The organism is Burkholderia sp. COPS (assembly GCF_019425585.1).
Taxonomy (GTDB): Bacteria; Pseudomonadota; Gammaproteobacteria; order Burkholderiales; family Burkholderiaceae; genus Burkholderia; species Burkholderia cepacia.
In genome coordinates this window covers 15,525-33,300 of sequence record NZ_WIXR01000019.1, presented here as the reverse complement: position 1 = coordinate 33,300, position 17,776 = coordinate 15,525, and the positions used below count along the sequence as shown (strand labels likewise).

General features: G+C 66.6%; 16 protein-coding genes. 8 read left to right on the top strand and 8 right to left on the bottom strand.

Annotated elements, in window-relative coordinates; translation table 11 throughout:
• The first annotated feature begins 168 nt into the window (after positions 1-168).
• Positions 169-588, top strand: a complete 420-nt coding sequence (locus tag FOZ70_RS18635) for a DoxX family protein (protein WP_027791849.1) — start codon at positions 169-171, stop codon at positions 586-588.
• Between the two features lie 63 nt (positions 589-651).
• Positions 652-1,758 carry a porin gene (locus FOZ70_RS18630; RefSeq protein WP_021162030.1) on the top strand — a complete coding sequence of 369 codons (1,107 nt, stop codon included), beginning with the start codon at positions 652-654 and terminating at the stop codon, positions 1,756-1,758.
• Between the two features lie 87 nt (positions 1,759-1,845).
• Here FOZ70_RS18630 and FOZ70_RS18625 read toward each other — a convergent pair whose 3' ends face one another.
• The 3 genes from FOZ70_RS18625 to FOZ70_RS18615 all read right to left on the bottom strand — a co-directional run bounded on the left by FOZ70_RS18625 (position 1,846) and on the right by FOZ70_RS18615 (position 5,169).
• Entirely contained in the window at positions 1,846-2,388 is a 543-nt protein-coding gene (locus FOZ70_RS18625; protein ID WP_219706416.1) for a cysteine hydrolase family protein, read from the bottom strand.
• Between the two features lie 232 nt (positions 2,389-2,620).
• Positions 2,621-3,940 carry an MFS transporter gene (locus tag FOZ70_RS18620; protein WP_219706415.1) on the bottom strand — a complete coding sequence of 440 codons (1,320 nt, stop codon included), beginning with the start codon at positions 3,938-3,940 and terminating at the stop codon, positions 2,621-2,623.
• A 44-nt stretch (positions 3,941-3,984) separates the two neighbouring features.
• Positions 3,985-5,169 carry a M20 aminoacylase family protein gene (locus tag FOZ70_RS18615; RefSeq protein ID WP_042976746.1) on the bottom strand — a complete coding sequence of 395 codons (1,185 nt, stop codon included), beginning with the start codon at positions 5,167-5,169 and terminating at the stop codon, positions 3,985-3,987.
• Positions 5,170-5,351: 182 nt separating this feature from the next.
• Here FOZ70_RS18615 and FOZ70_RS18610 point away from each other — a divergent pair, with 182 nt between their 5' ends.
• Positions 5,352-6,254, top strand: a complete 903-nt coding sequence (locus tag FOZ70_RS18610) for a LysR substrate-binding domain-containing protein (protein WP_027791844.1) — start codon at positions 5,352-5,354, stop codon at positions 6,252-6,254.
• A 208-nt stretch (positions 6,255-6,462) separates the two neighbouring features.
• Positions 6,463-6,783: a pyrimidine/purine nucleoside phosphorylase gene (locus FOZ70_RS18605; RefSeq protein ID WP_021162026.1), complete on the top strand. Its 321-nt coding sequence runs from the start codon at positions 6,463-6,465 to the stop codon at positions 6,781-6,783.
• Between the two features lie 84 nt (positions 6,784-6,867).
• On the opposite strand, the gene FOZ70_RS18600 is transcribed toward FOZ70_RS18605, so the two are convergent.
• The 4 genes from FOZ70_RS18600 to FOZ70_RS18585 form a co-directional block, all read right to left on the bottom strand.
• Complete coding sequence (locus FOZ70_RS18600; RefSeq protein WP_021162025.1) at positions 6,868-7,203, bottom strand: hypothetical protein; 336 nt, start codon at positions 7,201-7,203, stop codon at positions 6,868-6,870.
• A gap of 482 nt (positions 7,204-7,685) precedes the next feature.
• Entirely contained in the window at positions 7,686-9,473 is a 1,788-nt protein-coding gene (locus FOZ70_RS18595; protein ID WP_219706414.1) for a chloride channel protein, read from the bottom strand.
• A 20-nt stretch (positions 9,474-9,493) separates the two neighbouring features.
• A complete protein-coding gene (locus tag FOZ70_RS18590; RefSeq protein WP_021162022.1) occupies positions 9,494-9,907 on the bottom strand; it encodes a helix-turn-helix domain-containing protein in 414 nt (137 codons plus the stop codon).
• A 132-nt stretch (positions 9,908-10,039) separates the two neighbouring features.
• Positions 10,040-11,215 (bottom strand): HPP family protein, encoded by a 1,176-nt coding sequence (locus tag FOZ70_RS18585; RefSeq protein WP_219706413.1) that lies wholly within the window; start codon positions 11,213-11,215, stop codon positions 10,040-10,042.
• 364 nt (positions 11,216-11,579) lie between these two features.
• On the opposite strand from FOZ70_RS18585, the gene FOZ70_RS18580 reads away from it, so the two are divergent.
• The 4 genes from FOZ70_RS18580 to FOZ70_RS18565 all read left to right on the top strand — a co-directional run bounded on the left by FOZ70_RS18580 (position 11,580) and on the right by FOZ70_RS18565 (position 16,153).
• Positions 11,580-12,548, top strand: a complete 969-nt coding sequence (locus FOZ70_RS18580; protein WP_021162020.1) for a LysR family transcriptional regulator — start codon at positions 11,580-11,582, stop codon at positions 12,546-12,548.
• 101 nt (positions 12,549-12,649) lie between these two features.
• A complete protein-coding gene (locus FOZ70_RS18575) occupies positions 12,650-13,558 on the top strand; it encodes a LysR substrate-binding domain-containing protein (RefSeq protein ID WP_021162019.1) in 909 nt (302 codons plus the stop codon).
• Between the two features lie 667 nt (positions 13,559-14,225).
• On the top strand, positions 14,226-14,999 hold the full coding sequence (locus FOZ70_RS18570; RefSeq protein WP_059496838.1) for a hypothetical protein: 774 nt from the start codon (positions 14,226-14,228) through the stop codon (positions 14,997-14,999).
• Between the two features lie 20 nt (positions 15,000-15,019).
• Positions 15,020-16,153, top strand: a complete 1,134-nt coding sequence (locus tag FOZ70_RS18565) for a transporter substrate-binding domain-containing protein (RefSeq protein ID WP_219706412.1) — start codon at positions 15,020-15,022, stop codon at positions 16,151-16,153.
• Positions 16,154-16,243: 90 nt separating this feature from the next.
• Here FOZ70_RS18565 and FOZ70_RS18560 read toward each other — a convergent pair whose 3' ends face one another.
• The gene (locus tag FOZ70_RS18560; protein WP_021162015.1) at positions 16,244-17,332 is read right to left on the bottom strand and encodes a hypothetical protein; all 1,089 of its coding nucleotides are present in this window, start codon (positions 17,330-17,332) and stop codon (positions 16,244-16,246) included.
• Between the last annotated feature and the right edge of the window lie 444 nt (positions 17,333-17,776).

Sequence of the window (17,776 nt, the reverse complement as noted above, 5' to 3'; positions counted from 1 at the left end):
CAGGGCGATAACTGACAAGAGGAGGAGCACAGCACATCGGGTTGTTGCCCGATGCCGGTTGTTGCAGAGCGGGACGGGCGGCGCAGGCGGCCGCCCGTCCTGGTTCATTCGCAATCCGGTGCGCCGCGCGTATTTGCGCCATGCGCATCGCTTTCGTTGATCGACACCATGACACCGAATCAACCGTTTCTCGCGTCCCAGCGCGATGTGCTGCTGCTGCTTGCCCGGATCCTGCTCGTGATCCTGTTCGTGATGTTCGGCTGGAAGAAGATCGTCGACTTCCCCGGTACCATCGCGTTCATGGGTTCGGAAGGCGCGCCCGCGCCGATCATTTCCGCCGCGATCTCCGTCGTGATGGAACTGTTCGTCGGGGTCGCGATCCTGGTCGGCTTCCAGACGCGCGCGCTCGCGCTGCTGCTGGCGCTCTATACGATCGGCACCGGCATCATCGGCCACCATTACTGGACGATGACGGGCGGCGAGCAGATCAACAACATGATTCATTTCTACAAGAACATCGCGATCTCCGGCGGCCTGCTCGCGCTTTGCGCGGCGGGCCCCGGGCGTTTCTCGATCGATCGCGGATAAGCAGACCCGGGGCGCGCGCATGGGGCGCGCGCGGGAAGGTCGAGACTCCGAGGGGGCATCATTTTGCGACTCAAACATTTCGCATGGCTGATCGCGGCCGCCACACCGGCGGCTGCCTTTGCACAGACGAGCGTGACGCTGTACGGCCGGATCGACGGCGGCATCGAATACCTGAACCACATCGCGCAGCCGAACGGCGGCAGCGCGACCCGCTGGAGTGCCGAAGGCGGCGACTGGGGCACCAGCATGTTCGGCTTGAAGGGCTTCGAGGATCTCGGCGGCGGGCTGTCGACGGTCTTCAACCTGGAGACCGCGTTCCAGGTGATGAACGGCACGACGGGCGGCGGGCGCATGTGGTCGCGGCGCGCGTATGTCGGGCTCAAGAGCGACACGTGGGGCCAGCTGCAGGCCGGCCGAAACCTGTTCATCGACAGCGACGGGGTGTGGGAATTCGACCCGTTCGTCCAGCAGGCGTTTTCGTCGGCATCGCTCGTGCGCGGCCGCAACTGGCAGCAGACCAGCAACAACATCGAATATCACAGCCCCGTGATCGGCGGCTTCGACGTGCAGGCGCAATATGCGTTCGGCAACCAGTCGCGCGGCTTCAACTACGGCGCGGCCGACGATTTCGGCCGCTCGGACGGGATCATGATCTCGTACCACTCGCCGTTGCTCGACGTACGCGGCATCTATGATGAGCTGCGCGACAACAACGGCAAGTTCAGCAACATCTTTACCGCATCGCGCGAGTATTTCGTCGGTGCGAACGTGAAGGTGTCGAAGTTCAAGATCCAGGGCGCGTATACGCACTACCAGGCGCCGGACAGCCCGGCCGGGGTGGCCGATCGCGCCGATCACTACTGGCTCGGTGCGACCTACACCGCGACGCCGCAATGGGCCGTGACGGGCGGCGGTTACTACGTGAAGGTGGGTGATGGAGGTGGAGACGCGTCGCACGATCCGTCGGGGCACGCGATGATGTACGTGCTCGGCACCACGTACAACCTGTCGAAGCGCACGTTCCTGTACGGCACGGTCGCGTATGTGCGCAACGGCGGGAATTCGAACTTCTCGCTGCTCGCGACGCCGCGTGATGCGACGTCGGGGACGAGCCCGATGACGGGCGAGTCGCAGACGGGGGCGTATGTGGGGATGATGCATACGTTCTGAGCGGCGAAGGTATACCCTTGCACGCAACGACGCACGAACGGTTGCCGCCCGTGTGTTGTTGCTTCGACGGCGCGTGCCCGTTGCCGGTCAGAACACGCATGCGTCGGTCGTGGTGAGCGTCGCGAACGGGCCCCCAAGCGTCGCATTGTGATGCGCGACGATCCGCTCGGCCGGCAGTTCGGGCGTATCCATGCAGGTATGCCCGTCGGTCACGAGCACCGCACGAAAACCATGATCGGCGGCCGCACGGCACGCCGTGTCGACGCAGTACTGCGTCTTCATCCCCGCAATCACGATCTCGCCGATGCCGGCCGCATGCAGCCATGCGGCGAGCGGCGTGCCGGTGAAGCAGCTCGACTGCGTTTTGGCGAACACGGTATCGCGTGCGGCATCGATTGCGAGTTCGGGCAACAGTGCGGTCAGCGGCGAGTCCGGCGCGATCGGCGAACCGGCGGGGCCGGTGTGCCGCACCGCGAACACCGGTGCATCGGCTTCATGCGCGCGGCCGATCAACCGGTTGATGTTCGCGAGCACGCGTTCGCCGTCGTACGGCCGATCGGGGCCGTGATACAGGCCGACCTGCATGTCGACGACGAGCAGTGCGCGTTTCGTGGAAGAGACTTCGGGCATGGCGTTTCTCCTGAATGACCGATATGGACGGAGAAACGACAAGACCCCGTCCGGAACCGGCGGGGCCTGTGAGGAATCGTGGCGCTACGACCTTGCGCGCACTCGCTGCACGAGCCCGCCGAAGGCGGTCGTGCGTGTCGTGTTCGCGGAGGTGGTCGTGGTGTGGCGCATGGAGCGATCATGCCCGATGCGCACGTACTGCGTCAATCGCGCATCCGGCATCGCCCACCGGTCAGTCGAGTGCCTTCCCGGCTTTTTCGTCCATGCAGCGAATCGCGAGCAGCGTGAACGCGCCGCAACCAATCGCGTACCACGCCGGCGCATTCGGGTTGCCGGTTGCCGCGATCAGCCACGTGACGAAGAACTGCGCGAAGCCGCCGAAGATCGCAACGCCCACGCTGTACACGAGTGCGCCGCCCGTCGCGCGCACCGCACGCGGGAACAGCTCGCCGAGCATCGCACCTGTCGCACCGACGTTGATCGCATGCACGATCGACAGCGCGGCGATGATCGACAGCAGCGACACCGCGCCCGGCCAGCGGTTCAGCGCGATGAATGCCGGATAGATCGCGACCATCAGCACGATGCGCGTCCACCAGACGATCCGGTTGCGTCCGTAGACGTCGGACAGGTGGCCGCCGATCGGCGTCACGAGCATCAGGATCGCGCCCGCGACGCAGCCGGCCGTCATCGACAGCCAGGTCGGCAGATGCAACACCTGCACACCGTAGATCGCCATGTAGAACACGATGATGTAGTGGATCGACGTGCCGCCGATCGTCACGCCGAGGCCCGCGAACACGGCCTTGCCGTGATGGCGCAGCACGTCCGCGAGCGGCAGCGATGCGACCGGCTCGTCGTGCGTGGCGGCGGGCGCGGCGGCCGGCACTTCCTCGACGGTGCGGCGCAGCCAGTAGCCGAGCGGCACGAACAGCGTGCCGATGATGAACGGGACGCGCCAGCCCCAGCTTTCGAGCTGCGCGGCATTCAGCGTCGACGTCAGCGCGACGCCGGTCAGCGCACCGGCGAGCGCGGCGAGTCCCTGGCTCGAGAACTGGAACGATGCGTAGAAGCCGCGACGATGCTGCGGCGCCTGTTCAAGCAGCAGCGTGGTCGACGCGCCGACTTCGCCGCCCGACGCGAACCCTTGCAGCAGGCGCGCGAGCACGAGCAGCAGCGGGGCGGCGAGGCCGATCTGCGCGTAGGTCGGCGCGACGGCGATCGTCGCGGTGCCGAGCGCCATCAGCAGCAGCGTGAGGATCATCGCCTTCTTGCGGCCGGCACGGTCGGCATACATGCCGATCACGAGCCCGCCGAGCGGGCGCGTGACGAAGCCGACACCGAAGCTCGCGACCGCGAGCATCAATTGCCCGAACGACGAATGCACGGGAAAGAACAGCTTGCCGATCAGGATCGCGAAGAAGCTGTAGACCGTGAAGTCGTAGAACTCGAGCGCGTTGCCGACGGCGGCGGCCGCGATCAGCCGGCGTTTCTTCGCGGCGGCGCGAGCATCGACCGGCGTGCCGGCGAGCGAAAGGACGGACGTTTCCATGTGGGGTTCCCCCGGTTGGCGCGAAACGATGGGATGAAGGGCCGTCAGGCCGCGAGCCAGGCTTCGGCGATGCGAACCCAGTAGCTCGCGCCGATCGCGAGGATGTCGTCGTTGAAGTCGTAGCCGGGGTTGTGCACCATGCAGCCGCCCTTGCTGCCGATCCCGTTGCCGATGAATGCGTAGCAGCCGGGGCGCGCTTCGAGCATGAACGCGAAATCCTCGCTGCCCATCAGCGGCGCGGCGTCGGTTTCGACACGCTCGGCGCCGAGCATCCGGCGCGCGATGTCGGCCGCGAATGCAGTCGGCTCCGCGTGATTGACGAGCACCGGGTAGCCGTAGTCGTAGTCGACTTCCGCCGTGACGCCGAAGCTTTCCGCCTGGCCTTTCGCGAGCGCTTCGATGCGGCGCGCGAGCAGCGCGCGCACGTCGGCGTTCAGCGCGCGCACCGACAGCTTCATCACGACGGTTTCGGGAATGATGTTGAAGGTCTCGCCGGCCTGCACGCTGCCGACCGTGATCACGGCCGCATGCTGCGCATCGACCTCGCGCGCGACGATCGTCTGCAGCGCGACCATGATGCTGCCCGCGGCCGACATCGGATCGCGCGCGAAATGCGGCATCGCGCCGTGCCCGCCGACACCGCGCAGCGTGATCGTCACGCGGTCGGCCGATGCCATCGCGGCGCCGGTGCGGAAGGCCATGTCGCCGGCCGCGCGGCCCGGCATGTTGTGGATCGCGAAGATCGCGTCGCACGGGAAACGGTCGAACAGGCCGTCGTCCATCATCGCCTTCGCGCCGCCGAAGTTTTCCTCGGCCGGCTGGAAGATCAGGTTCAGCGTGCCGGAGAACTGGCGCGTTGCCGCGAGGTGGCGGGCCGCGCACAGCAGCATCGCGGTGTGGCCGTCGTGGCCGCACGCATGCATCTTGTTCGCATGGCGGCTCGCGTACGGCAGGCCGGTGGCTTCCGCGAGCGGCAGTGCATCCATGTCGGCACGCAGCCCGACCGTGCGTGTGCCTTGCCCTTCGCGCAGCACGCCGACCACGCCCGTCTTGCCGATGCCGCGATGCACGTCGTAACCCCAGCCGGCGAGCAGCTCGGCGACGAGGTCGCTCGTGAGCGTTTCCTCGAATGCGAGTTCGGGGTGAGCGTGGATGCGGTGGCGCACCTCGACCAGCTCGGGCGCGATCGCGGCGATACCGGGGATGACGGGGTTCACGGCTTGCAGCATGGTCTCTCCTGTGGGGCGGCGGGGGCGTTTGACGCACATATGACGAGCAAGCATATAAATTTCTTTTGCGTACCAGAAGCTGATAAATTGCTTTGGTGCTCACCGCCGGTTGCCGCTCGGGAATACCCTGAGCCGGTGTGTGCCGTGCAGCACAGGGTTTCCACGGATCACGCGTCGCCGCCATGAAATACCATCAGCTGAAAGCGTTCGTCACCGTCGCGGAAGAGGGGAGCATTCGCGCGGCCGCGCGGCGCCTGAACGTGTCGCCGGCGGCATTGACGAAGGCGGTCAAGGAACTGGAGATCGCGCTCGGCGTGTCGCTCGTCGTGCGCACCGCGCGCGGCGTCCAGCTCACCGCATTCGGCCAGCAGCTGCAGGTGCGCGCGCGGCTGATCGTCGCCGAAATGCAGCGCGCCCGCGACGACATCGAGCAGGCGCAGGGGGCGATGACGGGCTCCGTCGCGGCGGCGGTCACGCCGGCCGCCGCGGTGACGATCCTGCCCGATGCGTTTCGCGCGTTCCGGCGGCGTTTTCCGGTGGCGCGCGTCAGTATCGTCGAAGGGTTTCCGGGCGTCGCACTGCCGCGGCTGCACGACGGCTCGCTCGATTTCGCGGTGGCCGTCGTCGTGCCCGAACTGCTGGCCGCCGAGTTCGATCACGCCGAACTGTATTCGAGCCGTTCGCTGATCGTTGCGCGCAAGGGGCATCCGCTCGCATCGGCCACGTCGCTCGCCGATCTCGTCGAAGCCGACTGGCTGATGAATCCGTCGCCCGAAAGCTCGACGCAGGTGCTGTTCAATTCGTTCGTCGCCTACGGGTTGCCGGTGCCGGCGCGCGTCGTCGAATGCCCGAGCTTCGGGCTCGCGCGCAGCCTGATGATGGGCTGCGACCTGATTGCCTCGATGCCCGAGCAGCTATTGCAGGGCGAGTGGGCGCGCGACCAGTTCGCGGTCCTGCCGATCCGCGAGCGGTTGCCGGCCGTATCGGTGCAGGTCATCACGCGTCGCGACAGCCCGCTGACGCCGGCAGCGGCCATGCTGCTCGATTGCCTGCGCGATTCCGCGAGGCGCAAGGGGCTGCTGTGAACCTGCACCGGCAGCCAGCGACCGTCATGTGTCGTTATCCTGACGATCTGGCGTGCGGCGTTGCGGTCGCCCGGCAGGCACGTGGCTTGCGCGGCGCGCACGTCATCGCGGCGCCCGCCGCGCGAGCCGGTATCATAGCGGCCGGCCCGCCGCTCCGGCCGGCCTCCAACAACATCGCCATCCGGCATCCAGCAAGCAGAGGCATTTCATGACCAGTGCAACCCAATTCGACAACGTATCGATCGTCAAGCGCGCGAACGTCTATTTCGACGGCAAGTGCGTGTCGCATACCGTGCTCTTCCCGGACGGCACGCGCAAGACGCTCGGCGTGATCCTGCCGTGCGCGCTCAACTTCGGCACAGATGCGCCCGAATTGATGGAAGTGCAGGCCGGCAAGTGCCGCGTGAAGCTCGACGGCAGCAGCGAATGGCAGACCTACGGCGCCGGCGAATCGTTCTCGGTGCCGGGCAAGAGCCGCTTCGACATCGAAGTGCTCGAGACGCTCGATTACGTCTGCAGCTACCTGTAAGACGCGCGCAGCAAAAGAAAAGCCCCGCCGAAGCGGGGCTCGTCACAAGCGGATGGCGCAAGGCCATCCGGAGCGCCTGTTCTCTTACAGGCAGGCGTTGATGTCGCCGGCCGACGATGCGTCGCCGCCGCGGAAACCGACCCACGTCTTTGCATTCGCGGCGTTGGCCGGGCGCACGACGGCCGCGGCGCCGTTCGGCGGCTGCTGGCCCGGCGCATACACGGCCATGGCGAGGCCGTTCGCGAGTTCATACTGCGACGTCACTTGTTGCTGCGACTTGTCGGCCCAGGTCTTGGCGATGCATTGCGCGACCTGGTCGGCGGGCTTCTGGCTTTGTCCCACGTTTTGGAGGGCAGAATCGGCTGCATGAGCAGAAAATGCCACGGTCAATGCGATGAGCGGTAAGTATTTCGCGTTCACGTTATCTCCCTCGAGTCGTGATTGATTGAGTGGGATGCGCAGCAGGACTGCGTGCAAGTGAGATCGCATCGAACAAGCACGGTTCCGGCTATTCCGAAACAAGTTGTTAACGCGCTTGCCAAATGGCGACTCCGATGCTGTGCACTTTGCTGCGGCACGGCATGCATCGTGTGCGGCTCGACGTCATGCGCGGCGTGGTCGGCGCGCTGCCCGGTCGTGTGGTGAAGGGATGGTCGCGGCGAGCGGCATGCGTGTGCATGCCGTGCCGCAACTCTTTATTTGATTGTGCGCAGTGGAATGGCTGATGGTTGGCCCCGTCGCATGAGCACCATGATGACAAACTTTCGGCCGTCGAATTGTTAACCAACTTTAAACAGGGGAAGCGACGGAACGCGAGGCGGCACGCGACGGGCGTGCCGCGTCGTGCGCAGAGGTGACGCGAGCGGCGCGTGCGCGGCGAGGGTGCCGCGCGGTGCAGTGGGTCAGCCGGCCTTGCGCGTACCGATGTCGCGCAGGTTGGCCGGGACGATCGGGCGGAAGCGCTCGCGCTTCTGTTCGTCGTCGAAGTGCTGCAACGCGGGCTTGATGAGGTCGCTGCGCGACACGATGCCCGTGATGCGCATCGATTGCTCGTCGGCGACGACGGGCAGGCGCTCGAGCCCGAGCATCGCGAGTCGCGACGCGACGACGCGGCACGTTTCGTGCGCTTGGGCAACCGCCGGCGCACGATTGGCGAACGCGCGCGAGATCGGCGTGTCGGCTGCAGCCTGCGCGCGCTGCGCATCGAGCGTCGCGCGATCGACGAGACCGAGCAGGCGCCCGTTCTGCACGACCGGGTACGCACGGTGCGTCTGCTTCGCGCCGAAGTACCGCGACTCGACGGCATCGAGCGTCGCCGCGCCGTCGATCGTGACGAGCAGGTCGGCGGACGTCATCACTTCGCCGATGTCGTGCCGTTCGAGCGGATCGACGCCGTATTCGCGATAGATGTGATAGCCGCGGCGTGCGATCTTTTCCGTCATGATCGAGCGTTTCATCACGATGGTTGCGAAGCCGTGCGCGACGAGCGTCGCCGCGAGCAGCGGCAGCAGCGCGTTCGCGTCATGCGTGAGGCCGAACGCGAACACGATCGCGGTGAGCGGGGCGCCGAGCGTCGCGCCGAGGGTCGCGGCCATGCACACGAGCGGCCACAGTATCGGGTCGCCGCCCGGCAGCATCGGCGACAGCACGGTGCCGAGGCCGGCGCCGAGCATCAGCAGCGGAGCGAGCACGCCGCCCGACGTGCCCGAGCCGAGCGCGATCACCCACATCACGGCTTTCACGATCAGCAGCGCGAGCGCGATCTTCAAGGCGATGTGCTGGTGCAGCAGGTCGCCGATCACGTCGTAGCCGACGCCGAGCGCGCGCGGCTCGAGCCAGCCGCCGATGCCGATCACGATCGCGCCGAGCGCGGGCCACCACATCCAGTGCACCGGCAGCTTCGCGAAGGTGTCCTCGACGCGGTACAGCGCGGCCGACAGCCCGCATGCGAGCAGGCCCGACAGCAGGCCCGCGACGATGCACGACAGCAGCGCGACGGGTGTCGGCGCGGCCGTCGTCAGCGGAAACAGCGGATCGGCGCCGAAGAACACGGCGCGGGCGAAACCCGCCACCGCGCATGCCAGGGCGACCGGCAGGAAACTGCGCGGACGCCATTCGAACAGCAGCAGTTCGACCGCGAGCAGCACGGCGGCGACCGGCGTGCCGAACACGGCCGTCATGCCGGCGGCCGCGCCGGCGACGAGCAGCGTCTTGCGCTCGGCGGCGGTCACGTGCACGCACTGCGCGATCAGCGAGCCGAGTGCGCCGCCCGTCATGATGATCGGGCCTTCGGCGCCGAACGGGCCGCCGCTGCCGATCACGACGCCGGACGACAGCGGCTTGAGGATCGCGACCTTCGGCGACATGCGGCTCTTGCCGAACAGGATCGCCTCGATCGCTTCCGGAATGCCGTGGCCGCGGATCTTTTCCGAACCGAAGCGCGCCATCAACCCCACGATCAGCCCGCCGATCACCGGCACCACGATCACCCACGCGCCCAGCGTGTTGTTCGCGGGCGAGCGGTCGACGAACGAGAACTGCTGGAAGAAGAACAGGTTCGTGAACAGATGGATCAGGCTCAACAGCACGAACGCGGCAAGCGTGCTGAGCAGGCCGATCCCGGCGGCGAGCAACGCGATCCTGGGCAGGCGTTCGTTGGTCGAGAAATCGCGTTTGTGTGGGGCGTTCATCGGCGTGGAAAAGGAAAGGGTCAGAAATCGATCTGCGGAACCTGGAACGCGCCCTTGAGCGACTTCAGCTCGGCGCGATGCATGGCCGCGAGGCGGGCGAGCAGCGTCTCGCCGGCCGGCTCGAGGTGAACCTCGACCTGCCGGCGATCCGCTTCGCTGGTCTTGCGCTTCACGAGGCCGAGCGCTTCGCAGCGCGTGACCAGCGCGACGACTCCGTGATGCTGCGCCTGCAGGCGTTCCGCGAGTTCGCCGATGGTCGCCCATTCGCGATGCGGGTAGCCCTTGATGTGCAGCAACAGCAGGTATTGCAGCGGCGTCACGCCCTCGCTTTGCGCGGCGCGCTCGGAGAAGCGCTCGAAGCGGCGCATCTGGTAGCGGAACTCGGACAGTTGCTGGAAATCGCTTTTCGTCAGCGCGCGTCGGGTATCGTTCATCGAGGTCGGTCGGGCAGTCGGTTACGGTGACGTTTAATATATCACAACATGATATAAATGGCCGAATTCGTGCGGATTGGATGCGCTCCGCGTTGCACCGGCCGCTACATGGCGTTACGTGCGCGGCATACGTCAGGCGGCATCGAGCATTTGCGTCTGCCGATAGAGGCCCGTGACGAGATCCGTCTGGGTAATGATCCCGACGAGCCGGTGCGATTCATCGACGACCGGAATGTGGTGGTGGCCCGAATGCGTCAACAGCGGGACGAGCGCGGTGATCGGCATCGTTTCCGGCACGCACGCGACGTCTCGGGTCATCACGGAGGCGACGCTCGCCGGCTGGCCGCCGAACGATTGCGGCAGCCGCGCGGACAGGCGTTGCCACAGCGGGGTCGGGCCGCGCGGCTGGCGCGTCAGGTCGGCGCGCGTGACGATGCCGGTCAGGCGGCCTTCGCCGTCGACGACGGGCAGCGCCTTCACGCGATGGCGGTCGAGCAGCGTGAGCGCGGCCATTACCGATGTCGACGGCGCGACTTCGATCGCGTTCTTCGTCATCAGGTCGGCGCACGAGAGCTGGCCGAACGTGCGTGAGTAGGCCTGCATCTCGGTTTCGCGCAGCAGTGCTTCCAGGTCGTCCGGATCGACGTCGAGCCATTCGCCGCGGCGCTTGAGCACCGCGTCGAGGTCGCCGCGTGTGAAGCGGCCGCGCGCCGGAGTGGCGCCGCCCGCCTGCGGTTTCGCTTCGGGGCGCATGCCGCCGTGCGGGTAGCGGTGCCCGGTCAGCGTGTGATAGGCGAGTGCGGCGGACAGCAGGATGGCCGATTGCAGCGCGATCGGCTCCAGCACGAAGCGGAACCCGAGCGAATGGATCGCAGGGCCGCCGACCACGGCCGTGAGCGCGACGGCGCCCGACGGCGGGTGCACGCAGCGCAGCGCGAACATGCCGCCGATCGCGCACGCGATCGCGACCGCGGCGGCCGTGATCGGATCGGCGATCCATTGCGCGCAGGCGACACCGACCGTCGCCGCGACGAGATTGCCGCCGATGATCGACCACGGCTGCGCGAGCGGACTCGCCGGCACCGCGAACAGCAGCACGGCCGACGCGCCCATCGGCGCGACGAGCAGCGGCACGAGGCCCGGTACGCCGGGCAGCACGCGCATGGTCACGCCGACTGTCGCGATGCCGACGAGCGCGCCCATGCACGAACGCAGGCGCTCGCGCCAGCCCAGCGACATCGGATGGGGAATGAAGCTGTGCAGCCATTGCCGCAACGTGCGGCGCGACGGAGGTGAGCCTGACGACATGGACGGTAAGGGGTAAAGATGATAGCGCGGGCGCGCGCAGCGACGAGCCGCGAATTATATCTCGTTGTGATATAAATTGTCGCGCCGCATCAAGGCGTTGCATGTGCGTGACACGCGTGTCTTGCAAAAACCTTTCATCCGATGAAAGGTTGCGGTCCTGGCAATAGCGCAAATTTGTCTGTAGCGGCGTACAATTCGGGCCACTGAATCCCCCCTTCATGCCAGAACCACGTACGCGATGCCCGCTCTCCCGCCTTTCTCCCGGCACGGTGATCGATTCGACGTGGTTCGCGGCTGCGTTCCGTTCCTCACCTGACGCGAGCGCTGCCGACGCCTCCCCACTGACTCTCCCCAAGCCAATTCAATGGACATGCTCGAAAACATGCGCCTGTTCGTGCGCGTTGTCGAAGCCGGCAGTTTTACTGCGGTCGCGAAGGAAATCGACGCGACCACCGCGCAGGTGTCGCGCGCGGTTTCGAACCTCGAAGCGCACGTACAGACGCGCCTGCTGCATCGCACGACGCGCCACCTCGGCCTCACCGAAAGCGGCGAACGCTATTTCGAGCGCGCGAAATCGATCCTCGCGGAAATCGACTACGCGAACGCGGAGGCGCGCAACGCGCTGCTGCGGCCGAGCGGCAAGATGCGCATCCACGCGATGACGGGGCTCGGGCAGAGTCATGTCGTGTCGTCGATCGTCCGCTACCAGGAGGACAACCCCGATGTGTCGGTCGAGCTGACGCTCGCGCAGCGGATGCCGAATCTCGTCGAGGAGGGTTATGACGTCTCGATCGTGACGGCGTCGCAACTGCCCGATTCGGGCTACGTCGCGCAGACCTGCGGCACGAGCTGCAGCGTGCTCGTCGCGTCGCGCGAATACCTGGCGCGCCACGGCACGCCGCAGTCGCCCGACGAATTGCCGAACCACGTGTGCCTGCGCCTCGACACGCCCGCATCGCCGGCCGGCGAATGGCGGCTCGAGCGCAACGATGGCGAGGAGGCCGTCTACGAGCTGCAGCCCGCGCCGTTCCAGGTCAACGTGCCGGACGCGCTGTGTGTCGCGGTGCGCGCCGGGCGCGGGATCGCGTGCGTCGCGCTGTATACGGTGCTCGACGACATCCGCGAAGGGCGGCTGATCCGCGTGTTGCCCGATTATCGGCTGCAGACGGTGAGCGTGTATGCCGTCTACGCGACGCGCCGTTATCTCGACGCGAAGATCCGCACGTTCCTCGACCACCTGCGCACGACGCTCACGCCCGCGCTGGAGGACGACCTGCGCGAACTCGACCGGCTGACCACCGAACAGTCGCCGGGCGGCCGCAAGCGCGCCTGACGTCCTGCGCGGCCCCGGCCGTGCATCGGGTGCAATCGAGTATGGAAATCGTATCGATATCGGTCTAACGTCCAGAGACGATCGATCGATTCAAGAATTGCATGATTGAACTGCACCAGCTTCGCTGCTTCGTCGCGGTCGCCGAGGAACTGCATTTCGGTCGCGCGGCCCGGCGGCTCTTCATGACCCAGCCGCCGCTCAGCCGGCAGATCCAGCTGCTCGAGCATGCGCTCGGCATCGCGCTGCTCGAACGCAGCAGCCGGCAGGTCAGCCTGACCGCGGCGGGCGAGCGGTTCCTGCGCGACGCGCGGCACATTCTCGAATTCTCCGCACGGGCCGAGCAGGCCGCGCAGCGCGTCGCGCATGGCGGCGCCGGCCGCATCACGCTCGGCTTCACGGCGGTCAGCGCGTACCGGATGATCCCGATGCTGCTGGCGCATGCCGCGCACGCGCTGCCGGACGTCGACGTCGAATTGCGCGAGATGGTGTCGACCGTGCAGATCGATGCGCTGGCGTCGCGGATGCTCGACGCGGGCTTCGTGCGCCAGCGGGCTGCCCGCCAGCCGCTCGAATACCGGCTCGTGCAGCGCGAACCGATGCTGGTCGCGGTCGCGGAGGGGGCGCCGCTCGCCGCGTGCGAGCGCATCGGCCCCGACGATCTCGACCGGCAGCCGTTCATCGCGTATTCGCCGAACGAGGGGAAATACTTCCACGACCTGATCTCGGGCCTGTTCGCGAACGCGGGGCGGCTGCCGAACTACCTGCATTACGTCGGGCAGACGCATACGATCCTGGGCCTCGTGCGCGCGGGCCTGGGCGCCGCCCTCGTACCGGCGTCGGCGCGTGAACTGCATGTCGACGGCGTGGTGTTCCGGCCGCTGGCGGGCACCGACGTGGCGGCCGAGCTGTATCTCGCATGGCGCACGGACAACGACAATCCTGCGTTGCCGGTGTTCAATGCGATGGTCGAGCGGTTTCTCGCGCAGGAGCGGGGCGGCGCGGCGACGTGATGCGCCGGGGCATCCGCCCGGCGATGTGACAAGCTTTCAGTCCGGAAGGGGGCGTATGCGATGACAAGCAATCCTGACCGAGCACGACGGGTCGCGGTCCTGCGAATCCTTACCGTACTGAAAGCCGTTTCGCTGCCGGTGTTCCAGCGGAGGAACGCAGCGCTTCGCTGCACTGCGACAACTGCTTGACGCTGCATGCCGGTCGGCGCAGGATACGCTCGTGCATGTGGAGCGGGACGCGCCGGCCGCGCGGTTCCTGCACCCGCGATACGCAGAAGAACAACGATGAGCCTTTACGCACTCGTACCGGAATACCGGCCCCGCGTCTGTCGGCCCGCCGGAACCACGCTTCTCCCGACGCCCGTCGCGTCACGTATCCGTCATCCCGTTTCGTACCGTGCCTCGGTAGGCTTTCCCGTTCGCGCGCGAGCCGCGACGACGAACGGCGCCCGTCCGGCGCGCCGCATCGCGGCACCGTCCGCCTTCCTTCATGACCGCATCCTGAACGGCGCCTACACCGGCGTCTCGTGACGCCCGTCGCGCCCGTCCTTGTATTGCGCCGCCGGTTTTGCCTGGCTGCCCGGCGGCACCGAAGTCCGAAGCATTTCGATTGAGCTTGAAAGAGCACACGCAAGCAGTTCGGTTCGAGGTTCAAGGAGAAAAACTCATGTCGCAGCTTTCGAATGAAGAAGCAAACGGCAGTTCGGGGAGTAGCAAGGTCAAGCTGGTCAAGTGGGCGATCATCATCGCCGGCGTCGCGATCGCGGCCCCGGCCGCGCTGTTCATCCTGAAGGGGGTGATCGCGCTGGTCACGGCGGGCGTGATCGGTCTCGGCGCGATCTACTTGGCGCCGGTCATCGCGATGAAGTTCGCGAACCAGAAGGTGAAGATGATCGTCGAGGAGGCGCAGGCGAATCCGATCGAGACGCTGATCAACCAGCTCGCGGAAAAGCGCCAGGCGGCACAGAAATTCGCGGACAGCATCACCGCGTTCCGTACCGAGGTGAAGAACTTCGAGAACAAGACGGAACTGTTCGAGAAGCAGTATCCGGACGATGCGCCGCGCTTCAGGCAGCAGCTCGACACGATGAAGCAACTGCTCTCGTTCCGTGAGGGGCGCTACAAGCAGGTGCAGGCCGAGCTGAAGAACTTCGCGTCGGCGATCGACCGCGCGAAGGCGATGTGGGACATGTCGCAGGCCGCGCAGCAGATGAACAAGCTCGCGGGCCGGCAGGCGTCCGACACGTTCGAGCAGATCAAGACCGACGTGGCCGTCGATTCGGTGATGCGCTCGGTCAACAAGGCGTTCTCCGAAATGGAGACGTCGCTGATGGATAACCCCGAGGTCAAGCAGGCGCAGCAGCAGGCGGTGGCGAACGCACCGCACGCGCCCGGGCTCGATGCGGCGAACCCCGCGCAGCTGCCGTCGAAACAACAATAACTTCCTGCAGGCACGCAATCATGAAAAAACTGCTTGGCGCCATCGCGTTTCTGGTAGTGCTCGTCGGCGTATGGATCGTTCATCAGGGCGGCCTGTCGACGCTGATTCCCGCGCATGACGCGGCCCCGGCCTCGACATCCGCGCAAAACGGCGACAGCGGCCAGTCGGCGCAGACGCCGCCGTCGGCCAGCGTGCTGCCGGCCGGCTTCACGCCGCAGGCCAGCACGCTGAAATCGATCGCCGAAAACGGCATCGTGCGGATCTCGGTGCAGAACCCGAGCGAACCGTTCTTCGGCGAGGACAAGGGTTCGCCGCACGGCTTCAACGTCGAGTTCGCGCGGCTGCTGTTCGCGGACCCGTCGTTCTCGCACGGCGGCAAGCCGGTCGTCGTCGATACGCGCCACGAGGTCGACACGTACCCCGGCGTGCCGAAGCAACTGCTCGATACCGACGCGAAGGGGAACCACGTGGTCGACGTGGCGATGGACGGGCTGACGTTCCCGGACAACACGCCGGCCGGCGTCGTCTATTCGGTGCCGTACGTCGACGATTTCGGCTATTCGCTGATCGTGCGGCAAGGCTCCGCGATCCGCTCGACCGACGATCTCACGGGCAAGACGGTCGGCATCCTGAAGGGCGACCCGGACGTGCGTGCGTTCGTCACGCGCCAGTACCCGAACGTGAAGTTCGTCGAAGTCGACGATTCCGATCCGGCGTTCATCGCGAAGAGCATCGACGGCCATGCGGTCGATGCGTTCATCTACGACTATCCGTTCGCGGTCAGCTCGATCAAGGGCACCGACCTGAAATTCGCGGTGACCAAGCTCGACGGCTCGAACATCGCGTACAAGATCGGCGTGCGTGCGGATGACCAGGATCTGCTGATCTACCTGAACGCCGCGATCGCGAAGCTCAAGCAGTCGCCGCAGTATCTCGAGCTGCTGCGCAAGTACTTCGTCAGCGACCAGGCGGTAACGACCGCGGCCGCGTCAGGCGAACACACGTACGTGGTGAAGGCGGGCGACACGCTGAACATGATCGCGGCGAGCAAGCTCGGCAGCGGCCAGCGCTATCGCGAGATTCAACGCCGCAACAACCTCGCCAACCCGAACCTGATCCTGACGGGCCAGCATCTGGTGATTCCGGTGCGCTGACGGCGGCGTGAAGTGAGCGAAATGGAACGGACGTGAAGGACCGCGCGCGGCCCGGCGGAGGTGATTCGCCGGGCCGCGCGCAGGCGGGCGTCAGTGGGTGATCGACAGGAACAGGTACGCGGCGAACAGCGACAGGTGCACGACGCCGTGCAGCACCGTCGTGCGGCCCTGGCTGAGCGTCAGCGTGCTGACGAGCAGCGTCAGTGCCAGCAGCACGGTTTCCATCGGGCCGATGCCGAGCGTGAGCGGCTGGCCGACCCAGATGAACACGGCCGCGACGGTCGGGATCGTGAGCCCGATACTCGCGAGCGCCGACCCGAGCGCAAGGTTCATGCTGGTCTGCAGGCGATTCGCGCGTGCGGCGGTGACGGCCGCGAGCCCTTCCGGCAGCAGCACGAGCGCGGCGATCACGATACCGACCGCGGCTTCGGGCGCACCGAGCCGCAATACGGCATGCTCGACGGCCGGCGACAGCAGCTTCGCGAGCAGCACGACCGCGACGAGGCTCGCGAACAGCAGCAGCAGGCTGATCAGCGCGGTGCGGCTGCTCGGCGGCGCCGCGTGCACCGATTCGTTCGCGCTGTCGTGCGCGGTGAGGAAGTAGTCGCGGTGACGCACGGTCTGCACGAACACGAATGCGCCGTACAGCACGAGCGACGACACGCCGGCGAACGCGAGCTGCGATTTCGAAAAGAACGGGCCCGGTGCGGCGTTCAGGTAGTTCGGCATCACGAGCGACAGCACGGACAGGGAAGCCAGCACCGCGAGCGCCTTGCTCGCGCCGCGCCCCTGGAAGTCCTGCTCGCCGTGCTTCCACGCGCCGACCAGCAGGCAGATGCCGACGATACCGTTGCAGATGATCATTACGGCGGCGAACACGGTGTCGCGTGCGAGGCCCGATTTCTCGGGGCCGGCGCCGAGCATCACCGACACGATCAGCGCGACTTCGATGACGGTCACGGCGACCGCGAGCACGAGCGTGCCGAACGGTTCGCCGACCCGATGGGCGACGACTTCGGCATGGTGGACGGCGGCGAACACGGCGCCGGCGAGTGCGGCGGCGAACACCGCGATGACGAGGCCTTCGGCCGGCACGACGCGCGACAGCGCGAGGACCAGCCACGCGGCAAGCGGGGCCACGAGGGTCCAGCGCGGGAGCTGGTTGGACGAGAGCGGCATGGAGGGTTTCCTTATGCGAGTGGCGACGCGCGACGCGCCGTCACGGGTTGACGAAGCCCGGCCGTACTATCCGCCGAACGAGGGTGATGAAACCGAAGGGCGGCAGCACGCAACGGTGCTGCCCTGGGTTCGCTGCCGCGCGGCAGCGAGGGGCGCGGGCGGGCCGGAGCCCGTCGCGGGATGAAACGATTCGATGCGGCCGCCGCAAACGGCGAGGCGGGCGCGTGAGACGACGCGCGTGCCGGAGGCTCGGTTCCGACCCCGGAAGGGCGGCCGGCAATGGACGGCGGTGGCGGCGTGACACGCGGTTTCCCCCTGAAATCCGGCGGTTTGCCGAATTTTATCAGGCGTTCGGGGGTCACTATCTCATATTCGAGTGCTTTCATTGACCTTTCTGTTTACAAAAAGTGCCCCGATCGTTCGAATTTTTTGTCTTTGCAGTTT